The organism is Saccharopolyspora sp. NPDC049426 (assembly GCF_040676935.1).
Classification (GTDB): Bacteria; Actinomycetota; Actinomycetes; order Mycobacteriales; family Pseudonocardiaceae; genus Saccharopolyspora.
The window spans coordinates 23,200-35,578 of record NZ_JBFAPZ010000015.1; the positions used below are offsets into that span (position 1 = coordinate 23,200).

Genomic DNA, 12,379 nt, shown 5'->3' on the forward strand with positions numbered 1-12,379 from the left:
CTCTCGTCACAGAATCGATCAGGATCGTCCGGCCAGCGGGGATGTGTCCCCGTTCGGGCCATTCGACCGAACATCAACCGCTCCTGGTGCGCTTCGTTCGCTGATCAGCGCCGCTTGGCACTAGTCCATACGGGTTGTCGTACCTGTTCATTATGGCGTTTCACCGACACGCTGTGTTCTCAACTGGTAGCCGGATCGGCTCGCATCGCGGGATCCGCCCCGCGCGGTCGGCCGCAGCGCCCGTTTTGCCTGGCCGACGACGCCGGAGAGCGCCCGTTCGGCTTCGCTGCGTGCACGTGGAGGCACGGGTCGTGGCGATCGTGACAGAAAAGTTCCCTTCCTCACACCAGGCGGCGACCTCGAGGTGACATGCGAGAAACGTTCCCGCCGGGTCGAGGAGATGAGAGGAAGGGCCCCTCCCTCACGCGATGTTGCTCGTCTCCGCGGTGTCGTCCACCGTGCCGCCGTGGGCGTCGGACGCCCGCCACAGCCGGGCGTAGTACCCGCGACGAGCCAGCAGCTCCTCGTGCCCGCCCTGCTCGACGATGCGCCCGCCATCGACCACCACGATCCGGTCGGCGCGGGCCGCCGTGCCCAACCGGTGCGCGACGACGAACGTGGTGCGCTGCGCGGCGAGCCGATCGCTGGCGGCCACCACCATCGACTCGGTCGCCGGATCCAGCGCGGCCGTGGCCTCGTCCAGCAGCAGCACGTCGGGGTCGACGAGCTGAGCTCGAGCCAGCGCGACCAGCTGGCGTTGACCGGCCGACAGCCCCCGGCCGCGCTCACCGACCTCCTGGCGGAAGCCGTGCGGCAGCATCGAGATCCCCGGAAGGGCTCCCACCGCGCGAGCAGCCGCCTCCACCTCCGCCGGGCCGGCGTCCGGACGTGCGTAGGTGATGTTGTCGGCGACGTCGCCGGTGAACAGGTGCCCTTCCTGCGGCACCACAGCCAGCCGCTGGTGGAACGCCGCCAGGTCGTAGCCGCGCACGTCCGTCCCATCGACCAGCACCGCGCCCTCGGAGACGTCGTAGAACCGGGCGATCAGCTTGATCAAGGTCGACTTGCCCGCGCCCGTGGCTCCCACCAACGCCACCGTTTCGCCAGGCCGCACCCGCAGGTTCACCTCCCGCAGCGCGTACTGCTCGGTACCGGGGTAGCGGAACGACACCGCTCGCAACTCCACCTCCCCGCGGAACCGCTCGGGCACCTCCACCGGCTGGGCGGCGGCAGGCACCGACGTCGGCGTGCGCAGCAGGTCGCCGATGCGTCGCAATCCCACCCTGGCCTGCTGGTATCCGTCGAAGACGCTGGACAGCTGCTGCACGGGCGAGAAGAACAGGCTCAGGTACAGCAGGAAAGCGACCAACACCCCGGCCGTCATCCCACCCGAAGCGACCCGGGCAGCGCCGACCCCCAGCACCGCCGCCTGCGCGATCTCCGACAGCAGCGCCACGAACGGGAAGTAGGTGGCGATGTAGCGCTGCGCGCGCAGGCGCGAACGCCGGTAGGCGTCGCTGCGCTGCGCGAACACCTTCGCCGCATGCCCCTCGCGGCGGTGCGCCTGGGCCACCCGCATGCCCGAGACGTTCTCCTGCAGATCGGCGTTGACCGTGCTGACCCGTTCCCGGGCTTCGGCGTAGGCCGTGGAGGAAACCCTGCGGAAGACGATCGTGGCGACCACCAGGACCGGCAGCACGGCCATCGCCACCAACGCCAGCGACGGGTCGGTGATCAGCAGGGCTCCGGCGATGCCCAGCAGCGTCAGCACGCTGACCACGAACGTCGCCAGGCCCGTCTGCAGGAACGTCGACAGCGCGTCGACGTCGGTGGTCATGCGGGTCATGATCCGCCCGGCCAGCTCCCGCTCGTAGAAGTCCAGCCCGAGCCGCTGCAGGTGCGCGAAGCTGCGCAGCCGCAGCACGTACAGGAGGGTTTCGCCGGTGCGAGCGGTGATCACCGTCTGCAGCTTGATCACCAGCCACCCGCCGGCGACCAGCAGCCCCGCCAGCCCCGTGGCCAGCCACAACGCGTTGAGGTTCGCGGTCCCGACGCCGCTGTCGATGCCGTGCCGCACCAGCGACGGCAGCAGCACCGAGGTCAGCGCGTCCCCGGCGACCAGGGCGACCGTCAGCAGCAGCCCCCACCGGATCGGCCGGAGCAGCCGCGCCAGCCGGAACTCCGGGTCCGGGGCGGTGGGATCGGTTCCCCTCACCCGAGGCAGGTCGCGGGTCGGCGGCAAAGCGCGGATTCCCTCCACCAGCTCCGGCGTAGGCGGAGCCGACGCGGTGCTCATGCCGTGGCGGCCCGCGGAGGTCACCACGGGACCTTCGGCCGACCACTCGGCCGGCTGCTCCTGCGGCCACAGCTCCGGGGTGATGCCGTCGGGGGAGACCTCGACGTGCTCGTCACGCGGGTCGTCGATCGTTTCCCCCGGCCCCGCCAGCAGCGAGCGGAACAGCTCACACCGCTCCCGCAGCTCAGCCTCGGTGCCGACGTCCACGACGCGCCCCTCGTCGAGCACGGCGACCCTGTCGGCCAGCGCCAGCGTCGAGCGGCGGTGCGCGATGAGCAGCGTGGTGCGCTGCGCGGTCACCGAACGCAGCGTGTCGTGAATGGCGGCTTCCGTCGCCGGATCGACAGCCGACGTCGCATCGTCGAGCACTAGCACCCGTGGGTTGGACAGCAGCGCCCTCGCCAGCGCCACGCGCTGCCGCTGGCCCCCGGACAGGGTCAGACCGCGTTCGCCGACCGCGGTGTCGTACCCGTCGGGCAGGCCGGTGATGAACTCGTGGGCCTCCGCGCCCTTGGCGGCGGCGATCACGTCGTCCTCGCTCGCGTCGGAACGCCCGTAGGCGATGTTGCCGCGAATGGTGTCCGAGAACAGGAACGCTTCCTCGAAGACGACCCCGACCGCGCTGCGCAGCGAATCCAGCCGCAGGTCGCGGATGTCGAAGGTCTCCTCGGTGTCAGTGGAGCCGATCGCGATGCGCCCCGAGTGGACGTCGTAGAACCGGGGAAGCAGCAGCGACACCGTTGACTTGCCCGATCCCGCCGGCCCCACCAGGGCGACCGTCTCGCCCGGGCTGACGCGCAAGGTCGCCTCCTGGAGCACCGGTTGGTCGCGGGTGTAACCGAAACCGACCTCGTCCAGCCGGACCTCCAGCGGGCCCTCGGGCAGTGAGCGGGCGTCCGGCTTCTCCTCGACCTCGGGCTGCGAGTCGGTGAGCTCGTGGATGCGCTCCACCCCGGCCCTGGCCAACTGGGCCTGGATCATCACGCTGGAGAGCATTCGGGCCGGTCCGGACAGCATCGCCACGTAGCCGGCGAATGCGACGAAGGTTCCCAAGCTCACCTGGCCCTGGAAGACCAGCCAACCCCCCAGACCCAGCACACCCACCTGACCGGCGGCGGGAAGCGTCGCCAGGCTCGCCGCAGGAAGGGACGTCATCCGAGCCGCGCGCAACCGCTCGGCGAACAGCCGCCGCGCCCGCGACTCCAGCCGGCCGATCTCGCGCTTCTCCTGGCCGAAGCCCTTCACCACGCGCACACCGGTGACGGTCTCCTCGACGTGCTGGGCGATGTCGGCCGCGCGCTGCTGCGCTGACCAGGTGGCGGGGAACAGCTTCTTCTTGCTGCGCGCGGTGACCACGGCGATCAGCGGCGCCACGATGAGCGCCACCACCGTCAGCAGCGGCGACAGCCACAGCATCGCCGCGATCGCGAACACCGCCAGCACCGCTGTGCCGGCCGCCAGCGGCAACATCGACAGCAGCGAATGCACGAGCTGCAGGTCGCTGATGGAACGCGACACCACCTGCCCGGTGCGCAGCGCGTCCTGCTTGCCCCCGTCGAGACGCTGCATGGCGGCGAACACCGCCCGCCGCAGGTCGTGCTGCACGTCCAGCGCCAGCCGGCCCGCGCTGTAGCGGCGGACGAAGGCGGCGCCGAACCGGAACACGCCCAACACCAGCAGCACGATCACGATCCACCACAGCCGCTCGGTGCTGCGCGCCACGGCGTCGTCGACCGCGAGCTTGGTCAGCAGCGGGACCAGCGCCTCCAACCCCACCGCGGTCACGGAGGCGCCCATCGCCAACACCAGTGCGACCGGGTGGCGCCGACAAGCGGCGAAGAGGCGACGGATCCAGCCGCCGGAGGAACGGCGGGGATTCTCGGAGTCGCTCACCCCGCCAGGTTAGGCCTCGGCACCGACGGCGCAGCACCGCCGATCCTGCGGTGTGACCGGCGCCAACGGGTGAGGAAGGGAACCTTCCTGCCATTTCGGTCGGCGCGGCGCCCGGGGTGGCAGAAAGGTTCCCTTGCTCACGCCACGTCGCGCCGCGCGCCCACGAACCAGCCACCGGCCACGAACAGCGCGGTGTAGCCGAGGAACGTCAGCAGACTGGCCCACCACGGGTGGCCGTAGCTGCCGCCGAAGAACAGGTGCAGGAGTTCGAACGCGGTGCGCGGTGTGTTCGGTTCGTTCGGGCCCGCGACCGCGGAGACGAACAGCGGCACCGCCAGGTTGGACACGATTCCGTTGCCCGCCGAGCCCGGCAGGTAGGGCTCGATTCCGGACACGGCGGTGTCGATCAGGCTGAACGACAGGATGAACTCGACCACGAACTTGTAGACCAGCGGCAGGATGACCACCAGCACGGCGTTGGCGATCAGCGCGCCGAACCCGACCCCGAGCAGCGTCCACAGCAGCATCGACAGCACGCCCGCTCCGCCGACGCTGAGCCAGCTGCCGAACCCGCCGAAGTTGCTCATGTCGTGGCCGGCGCCGAGCAGGGCGCCGAGGCTGGCGAACAGCACGTTCGCCAGCCCGTAGAGCACTCCGATGCTTGCGCAGGCGATCAACTTCGCCCACAGCACGGAGCTGCGCGGGTTCGCGGTGAGATACGTAGTGGTGATGGTCTTGGCGCGGAACTCGCTGGCGAAGGCCATCGCGCCGAACAGCAGCGCGAAGATCGTGCCGAAGTTCGTCGACAGCGCCACCGACAGCAGACCCAGCGGGAGCGACGCGCTGAACTCCTCGACCATGTCGATGATTCCGCCGAACGCGGTGCCCAGCCAACCGGCGGCGAACCCCAGAACCACCACGGGGATCAGCAGCGCCCACCACAGGCTGGTGGTGAAGATCTTCCGGTACTCGGCCTTGATCAGCCCGATCATCACACGCTCCCGCCACTGCCCGGCTGGCCCGGCCCAGCCCACGTCTGCGATGTCGGCGGGGCGTATTGCGGAAGTCCCGTGAACTGCCCCTGGGTGAGGTGGAAGAACAACTGCTCCAGATCGACGCGCTCGTCCTGCATCCCGTAGAGCGCGACCCCGGCCTGCAACGCCAGGTCGGCGACCGCGCGGGAGTCGGCCCCGAGGACGGCCAGCCGCCCGTCCGGGAGGTATTCGACCCCGTAACCGGCTGCCTGGAGCTCGGAGACCAGCACCTCGGGGGAGTCGGCCTGCACCAGGGCGCGTGACTGCTGAGCGGCGCGGAGTTCTTCGATGTGCCCGTCGTAGACGCACCGGCCCTGGCTGATGATCACCAACCGGTCCACGGTGTGCTCGATCTCGCGCAGGAAGTGGCTGGACATCAGCACGGTCCGGCCCCCGGCGGCGAAGGCCTGCAGGAAGCCCCGCAGCCACGCGATGCCCTCGGGGTCCAGTCCGTTCGCGGGTTCGTCGAGGATCAAGATCTGCGGGTCGCCGAGCAGCGCGGTGGCCAGTGCCAGGCGCTGCCGCATGCCCAGCGAGAACCCGCCGGTCTTGCGGTCCCCGGCGGCGGCGAGCCCGACCAGCTCCAGCGCCCTGTCGACCTGCCCGTCGGGGATGTTCATGGCGGCCGCGTAGCAGCGGAGGTGGTGGCGCGCGGTGCGGCTCGGGTGGAATCCGTGCGCGTCGAGCACGGCGCCGACGACCCCACCCGGGTTCGGCAGCCGGTTGAACGGCAGTCCGTTGATGGTCGCGGTGCCCGACGTGGGCGTGACCAGGCCGAGGATCATGCGCAGTGCGGTGGTCTTGCCCGCTCCGTTGGGGCCCAGGAAGCCGGTGACCGCGCCGCGCTGCACCGTGAAGCTGAGGTCTTGCACCGCGTGCACGGGGCCGAATCTCTTGTTCAGCCCTTGCACGTCGATGCGACCGCTGCCGTCGTGCACACGCCCTCCCACGTCCGGTCACCCGTCAGTGTGTCACCCCTGATGGCTCCATCCTGCCGGACAGGTCGGGCCGTGAAGGTGAGGTGTCGTGGCCGCCGCGGGTCGCGGATGCCGGACGCGGGGGCGTGCAGCAGGTCAGGCCCGTTCGACCACCGCTGCGCGGTAGATCCGGCTGTGGTCGGTTTCCAGTCGTTCGGCCAGCGGCGGTGGGGTCGTCGGCCCGGTCGTGAGGTCGGGGCGGATGAACTCGTCGGTGTCCCAGTCGGACGGCCCGGGGCCGGTGGCGGACACGATCGGCTCGGGGATCACCGCGACGGCGTGTTCGGGATTTCGGGGGAGGTGGGACCGGGTTTGGCGGCCCAGTCGGGCGCGGCGCTCCGATGATCCGGAACGTTCGGTGATCAGCTGGTGGTGCGCGGCCTGCCACACCTTGCAAGGCCAGGGTCTGCGGCGCAGCGTTCCCCGGCAGGACGGGCAGCGCCCGTCGGAGTCCGGCTCGTGATCGTCTAACAGGGTTCGAAGGGCTCCGGTAAAGCGATGCAGCTCGGTTCGGGCAATGGGTAGCAGCACTTCGTGGGCGTCTTCGCCCATCACTCGGTCCAGGGCGTCGAGCCGGTCGAGAACCGCCTTGCGCAGTGCCGTGTCCGTCACGTTTATCTCCCACCCGTCAGCGCGTTTTCCTGCGTCGGAGTTTCCGCTGGAGAGCAACGGGTGATCAGTCACCCGTCGTTACTCCGATGGGTGACATCGGCATCGTGGGTTCACGCCTGCACGGGCACCCGACCAGACTCACCCCATCGAGTGGTTATCGATTCGGCTGGCAATTGGCGGCGAAGTGCTCGCTCGCGTCGTCGGCAAACCGGCGATCTTCCCCTACACTGAGAGTGGCGGCCTGCTCCCGGTGACCCCCAGGCTGGTTGAGCGGGCCGCCCCTATTTGCCTTTTCGCGGCGAATCCGATTCCTGGAAGCGGCGAATTGCACCGCATTCGCCAACTCGGTTACCGGCCAACGAATTCGAATTAGAACTCGGTGCAAATTCCCGAGTGGGCCGTCGCTGTCGATGTGAGCAGGGGAACCTTCCTGTCACAGCGGAGCGGACGGGCCATGAGGAAGGGAACCTTCCGCGCAGCCCGTCCGCTCCCAGACACCGGGAGACGTCAGTCCAGGACGCTGCTCAGCGCCACCGCGGTGCGGCCGTGGGCCTCGGCGACGGCCTGGTTGACCAGGTCGCCGGCGTGCGTGTTGAGGCCGCCGGCCAGCGCGGCATCCGCGCGGCACGCCTGCTGCCAACCGGCGTCGGCGATGCGCAGCACGTAGGGGAGCGTCACGTTGGTCAGCGCGTGCGTGGAGGTGTTGGGCACCGCGCCCGGCATGTTCGCCACGCAGTAGAAGACCGAGTCGTGCACCCGGTAGGTCGGGGCGTCGTGCGTGGTCGGCCGGGAGTCGGCGAAGCAACCGCCCTGGTCGATGGCGATGTCGACCAGCACGCTGCCGGCCTTCATCTCCGAGACCATGTGGTTGGACACCAGTTTGGGGGCCTTCGCGCCCGCGATCAGCACCGCGCCGATCACCAGGTCGGCAGCCCGAACCGACTGCTCGACCGTGTAGCGGTTGGACGCGACCGTGCGGATCTGGCCGTGGAAGTCGCGGTCGATCTCGCGCAGCTTGTCGACGTTGGTGTCCAGCAGTTCCACCTCGGCACCCATGCCCAAGGCCACCCGCGCCGCGTTGAGGCCGGCGACACCGCCGCCGATCACCACGACCCGCGCCGGGTGAACCCCGGGAACTCCGCCGGGCAGCACACCCCGACCACCGCTGGGCCGCATGAGCGAATGTGCCCCCACCAGCGGCGCCAACCGCCCGGCGACCTCGCTCATCGGCGCCAGCAGCGGCAGCCCGCCGTCCCCGGTCTGCACGGTCTCGTAGGCGATGCCGGTGATGCCCGAGGCCAGCATCGCGTCGGTCAGCTCAGCGGAGGCGGCCAGGTGCAGGTAGGTGAACAGCACCTGGTCCCGGCGCAGCCGCGGGTACTCCTCGGCGATCGGCTCCTTGACCTTGAGCACGAGGTCGCCTTCGCTCCACACGTCGTCGGCCGTGGCCAGCACCTTCGCGCCGGAGGCGAGGTAGTCCTCATCGGGAATGGAGGAGCCGGCACCGGCATCCGCTTCGACGAAAACGTCGTGACCGCGGGCGGTCAACTCGTGCACACCGGCTGGGGTGATCGCGACCCGGTACTCGTTGTTCTTGATCTCGCGAGGCACTGCGATCTTCACCGTGGGTCCTTTCGTCGTGTGGAAACAACGATCGGACGACGTGACGCGCAGCGCATCATTTCCACGGCATGAGATTGGGCGGGGGTGTTTGTGCCACCAGCACAACGCCCGTGCGTGCGGGCAGGGCGGAAGTGACAGATCGGTTCCCGTGCTCGTGATCGCCGCGCCCGCCGTCCCCGGCTCAGCCGTGCTGCGCCCAGCGCTCGGCCAGCAGCTGCACCAGCAGCGCGGACCGGACGTCCGCGTCGTCGAGATCGACCTCCACCAGCTGGCCGATCCGCTTCATCCGGTACCGGAAGGTGTTGGGGTGTACCCGGAGTTCACGGCTCGCCTGCCGGGGGTCTCCCGGATGCCGCAGCCACGCGTGCAGGGTGGCCTGGTATTCGGTGCCCTGCCCGCGATCGTGCTCCCGCAGCACCCCCAAGGGGCCCAGCGCGGCAACACCGGCGTCGGTGGCCGCGCCGGCCATCCGGCTGAGGACCAGCAGGTGCCACAGGTCCTCGTAGACCGCGACGGGTTGCCGCACCAACCCCGTGCGCAGCATCCCGATCAGCTCATCGGCCTGGGCTCGGGAGCCCGGGATGTCGGTGACCGCCACGGAAGTTCCCACCGCGACGAGCGGACGAGGGGACAGGTCGTGCGACAGCAGCGCCTGTCGCAGCTCCGGCCAGCCGCCGCCACGAGCCCGGTCGGGCACCAGCGCGTAGAGCACGGTGCCGATCTCGGTGACCAGCGGCCGTCGTCCGATGCCCCGCGTGATCCACTCCCACATCGCCAGCCGCTGGCCCTCGGCCGGCCCGTCGGAGGCGGGCATCTCGATCGCGATCACGCGGTGCTCCTCGTTGGGCACCGCCAGTTCGCTGGCCGCCGCCCGCCAGCCGTCACTGCCGTCGAGCAGCAGCCGCACCTGCTCGGCCGTCCTCCGCCGCTGCACGTCGGCGACCGCGCGCCAGCGCAACAACTGCAACGCCACCAGCGGTGCGGTGTCGGCGAAGGCGGTCGCGCGCTCCTCCGAGACGGGGCCGGGCACCACCGCCCACATCGAGCCCAGCAGCTCGCCGCCCATCCTGATCGGCATCACCAGACGCGGCAGCGTCCCGTCCTGCTGAGCGGGCACGAAGATCGCCGAACTGCCCTTGATGAGCTGCCGGAACGTGCCGCGTGCGCGGAACTTCGCGAGCACGTCGTCCGGTTGTTTGCGACCCATGATCGTGGAGACCCGCGCCGGGTCGGTCAGGTCCTGCCTGGCCGAGTACGCCAGAACCTGCGAATGGGCGTCTTCGATGGTCACCGGCGCGTCCACGACGTCGGCGACCGCATCGGCGAGCCTGAACAGGTCCGCGACACCGATACCGCTCTCCTCCGCCTGCCTGATCCCGCCCGCCAAGGCCGCGCGGATCAGCCACACCAGCTGCGCCCACGCGGTGCCGGGACGCACCTCCACCAGTGCCACGTCGGCGCCGCGCACGGCTTCCACGACAGCGGCCTCGGCCGACACCGGTGGCTTGAGCAGCACCGCGGCCGCGCCCTGCTCGCCGCAGTCGCGCACCAGCCGCACCGCCTGCTCGACGTCGCTGATCCCCACACCCAGCACCAGGTCGCCGCCGGTCGCCGTCGTGGGCTGATCCGGTTCGGCGATCACCACGTCACCGGCGACGGTGTTGGGCTCCGGGCTGATCACGGTGCGCAGCAGGGCCGGGCCCACCCTCTCGACCAGTGCCCGGATGTCGAGCATCGAAGGGTCCTCCTCGACCAAGGGCGTGCCGGCGGAGATCACATGTGCATTGACAGTCTCGCTGGCCCGTTTATCGTTGCTGAGCAAGCCGACAATCGCATACCGGCCATCGACCCCGTGCGGGAGAGACCCTGCCATCAGTGCAGGGCGCCGAAGGAGCAACACTCCCCAGCAAACTCTCAGGCACCCATGACCGCTCGGGCGAGGCAACTCTGGAAAGCGTCCGTCGTCACCGACGGGCCACCCACGGTGCAAGCCGCTCGCGCGGCGAAGCTCTCAGGTTCCGCAACAGAGGGGGAGGCCCAGCCGAAACCGGGGACCGACGTCCCTTCGAAACAGCTATGGAGCCTCCCTCATGACGCTGCCCACGAACCTGTCCTACACCGAAGAGCACGAGTGGATCGACGACCGCGGCGAGGTCGCGCGCATCGGCATCACCGAGCACGCCGCCAGCGCCCTGGGTGACATCGTCTTCGTCCAGCTCCCCGAGGTCGGTGACCAGATCGAGTCCGGCCAGGCGTGTGGTGAGCTGGAGTCCACCAAGTCCGTCAGCGACCTGTTCGCGCCCGTCACCGGCGAGGTCGTGGCCATCAACGAGTCCGTTGTGGACGACCCGGCCGTGGTCAACTCCGACCCCTACGGCGAGGGCTGGCTGATCGAGGTGCGCGTCACCGAGACGGGCGCGACCCTCACCGCAGAGCAGTACTCCGAATTGATCAACGAGTAGCCGCGGAGCCCGGAACGAGGCGAGGCGATCAATGACGATCAGTGTCTTCGACCTGTTCTCGGTGGGGATCGGCCCGTCCAGTTCGCACACGGTGGGGCCCATGCGCGCAGCGCAGCGGTTCACCGCGAAGCTGCGGGCGAACGGGACCATCTCCAAGGTCAACAGGGTCAATGCGGAGTTGTTCGGTTCCCTTGGCGCGACCGGTCGCGGTCACGGCAGTCCGAACGCGGTCCTGCTCGGGCTGGAAGGGCATCGCCCGGAGTCGGTGGATCCGGTGGCCGGCGCGCAGCGCGTCGACGAGATCGACGAGAGCGGGCTGCTGCGGCTCGGCGGTGATCACGTGCTGTCGTTCACCAGTGCGCGAGACCTGGTGCTGCACCGGCGCAAATCGCTACCGGACCATCCCAACGGCATGCGCTTCACCGCCCTCGGCAACGACGGGAGCGAGCTGGAGTCGGCGGTCTACTACTCGGTGGGCGGCGGCTTCGTCGTCGATGAGGACGCGGCCGGCGCCGATCGGATCAAAGCGGATGACACAGCGGTTCCCATGCCCTTCAGCACGGGCGCCGATCTGCTGATCCAAAGCGCCGAGTCGGGTCTGCCGATCAGCGGGGTGATGCTCGCCAACGAGCTGTCCTGGCGGGAGGAACCCGCGGTGCGGGCGGGGCTGCTGGACATCTGGCGGGTGATGCGGGAATGCGTCGACAACGGTTGCCGCAACACCGGTGAGCTGCCCGGCGGCTTGAAGGTGCGCAGGCGCGCGGCCGAGTTGGCCGCGAAGCTGACCGCTCAGGACGATCCGCTGGAGTGGGTCACCCTGTTCGCGCTGGCGGTCAACGAGGAGAACGCCGCGGGCGGGCGCGTGGTGACCGCGCCGACCAACGGCGCGGCGGGCATCGTGCCCGCGGTGCTGCACTACTACGCGCGGTTCGTGCCGGGTGCCGACGAAGACGGCGTGGTGCGCTTCCTGCTCACGGCCGGGGCCATCGGGGTGCTGTTCAAGGAGAACGCGTCGATCTCGGGTGCGGAGGTCGGCTGTCAGGGTGAAGTCGGTTCGGCGTGCTCGATGGCCGCAGCAGGTTTGGCCGAAGTGCTCGGTGGCACGCCGAGCCAGGTGGAGAACGCCGCGGAGATCGCGATGGAGCACAACCTGGGGCTCACCTGCGATCCGATCGGCGGTCTGGTGCAGATCCCGTGTATCGAGCGCAACGCGGTGGCCTCGGTCAAGGCGATCACCGCTGCCCGGATGGCGTTGCGCGGCGACGGAACGCACTTCGTGTCCCTCGACAAGGTCATGAAGACGATGCGGGAGACCGGACGCGACATGAAGGTCAAGTACAAGGAGACCGCACGCGGCGGATTGGCCGTCAACGTCATCGAGTGCTGAGCGGCGGCCCGAGGTGAGGATGGGAACCTTCCTGTCATCACCTCGGGCCGCTCTGCTGCGCTGACCTGCGACATCGAAATCTCATGCGATCAATG

Annotated in this window: 8 protein-coding genes and 1 riboswitch; of the genes, 2 read left to right on the forward strand and 6 right to left on the reverse strand. The window is 69.7% G+C overall.

Annotated features, from left to right (window positions below; all coding sequences use genetic code 11):
• Positions 1–421 precede the first annotated feature (421 nt).
• The 6 genes from AB0J78_RS27515 to AB0J78_RS27540 all read right to left on the reverse strand — a co-directional run bounded on the left by AB0J78_RS27515 (position 422) and on the right by AB0J78_RS27540 (position 10,170).
• On the reverse strand, positions 422–4,189 hold the full coding sequence (locus AB0J78_RS27515; RefSeq protein WP_363793924.1) for an ABC transporter ATP-binding protein: 3,768 nt from the start codon (positions 4,187–4,189) through the stop codon (positions 422–424).
• Positions 4,190–4,326: 137 nt separating this feature from the next.
• Positions 4,327–5,181 carry an ABC transporter permease gene (locus AB0J78_RS27520; protein ID WP_363793926.1) on the reverse strand — a complete coding sequence of 285 codons (855 nt, stop codon included), beginning with the start codon at positions 5,179–5,181 and terminating at the stop codon, positions 4,327–4,329.
• Positions 5,181–6,161, reverse strand: a complete 981-nt coding sequence (locus tag AB0J78_RS27525; protein WP_363793928.1) for an ABC transporter ATP-binding protein — start codon at positions 6,159–6,161, stop codon at positions 5,181–5,183. The genes AB0J78_RS27520 and AB0J78_RS27525 overlap by 1 nt, the downstream gene beginning before the upstream one ends.
• Positions 6,162–6,296: 135 nt before the next feature.
• Complete coding sequence (locus AB0J78_RS27530) at positions 6,297–6,812, reverse strand: hypothetical protein (RefSeq protein ID WP_363793930.1); 516 nt, start codon at positions 6,810–6,812, stop codon at positions 6,297–6,299.
• A 507-nt stretch (positions 6,813–7,319) separates the two neighbouring features.
• Positions 7,320–8,435 (reverse strand): alanine dehydrogenase, encoded by a 1,116-nt coding sequence (gene ald / locus AB0J78_RS27535; protein ID WP_363793932.1) that lies wholly within the window; start codon positions 8,433–8,435, stop codon positions 7,320–7,322.
• Positions 8,436–8,616: 181 nt separating this feature from the next.
• Entirely contained in the window at positions 8,617–10,170 is a 1,554-nt protein-coding gene (locus AB0J78_RS27540; RefSeq protein ID WP_363793934.1) for a helix-turn-helix domain-containing protein, read from the reverse strand.
• 110 nt (positions 10,171–10,280) lie between these two features.
• Positions 10,281–10,376, forward strand: a riboswitch (glycine riboswitch).
• 149 nt (positions 10,377–10,525) lie between these two features.
• On the opposite strand from AB0J78_RS27540, the gene gcvH reads away from it, so the two are divergent.
• Positions 10,526–10,897 (forward strand): glycine cleavage system protein GcvH, encoded by a 372-nt coding sequence (gene gcvH / locus AB0J78_RS27545; RefSeq protein WP_363793936.1) that lies wholly within the window; start codon positions 10,526–10,528, stop codon positions 10,895–10,897.
• Positions 10,898–10,928: 31 nt separating this feature from the next.
• Positions 10,929–12,284: an L-serine ammonia-lyase gene (locus AB0J78_RS27550; RefSeq protein ID WP_363793938.1), complete on the forward strand. Its 1,356-nt coding sequence runs from the start codon at positions 10,929–10,931 to the stop codon at positions 12,282–12,284.
• Positions 12,285–12,379 lie beyond the last annotated feature (95 nt).

Coding starts and splice junctions, on each gene's coding strand:
- gcvH (WP_363793936.1), top strand. CDS start 10,526: ATGACGCTGCCCACGAACCTGTCCTACACCGAAGAGCACGAGTGGATC.
- AB0J78_RS27540 (WP_363793934.1), bottom strand. CDS start 10,170: ATGCTCGACATCCGGGCACTGGTCGAGAGGGTGGGCCCGGCCCTGCTG.
- AB0J78_RS27550 (WP_363793938.1), top strand. CDS start 10,929: ATGACGATCAGTGTCTTCGACCTGTTCTCGGTGGGGATCGGCCCGTCC.
- AB0J78_RS27520 (WP_363793926.1), bottom strand. CDS start 5,181: ATGATCGGGCTGATCAAGGCCGAGTACCGGAAGATCTTCACCACCAGC.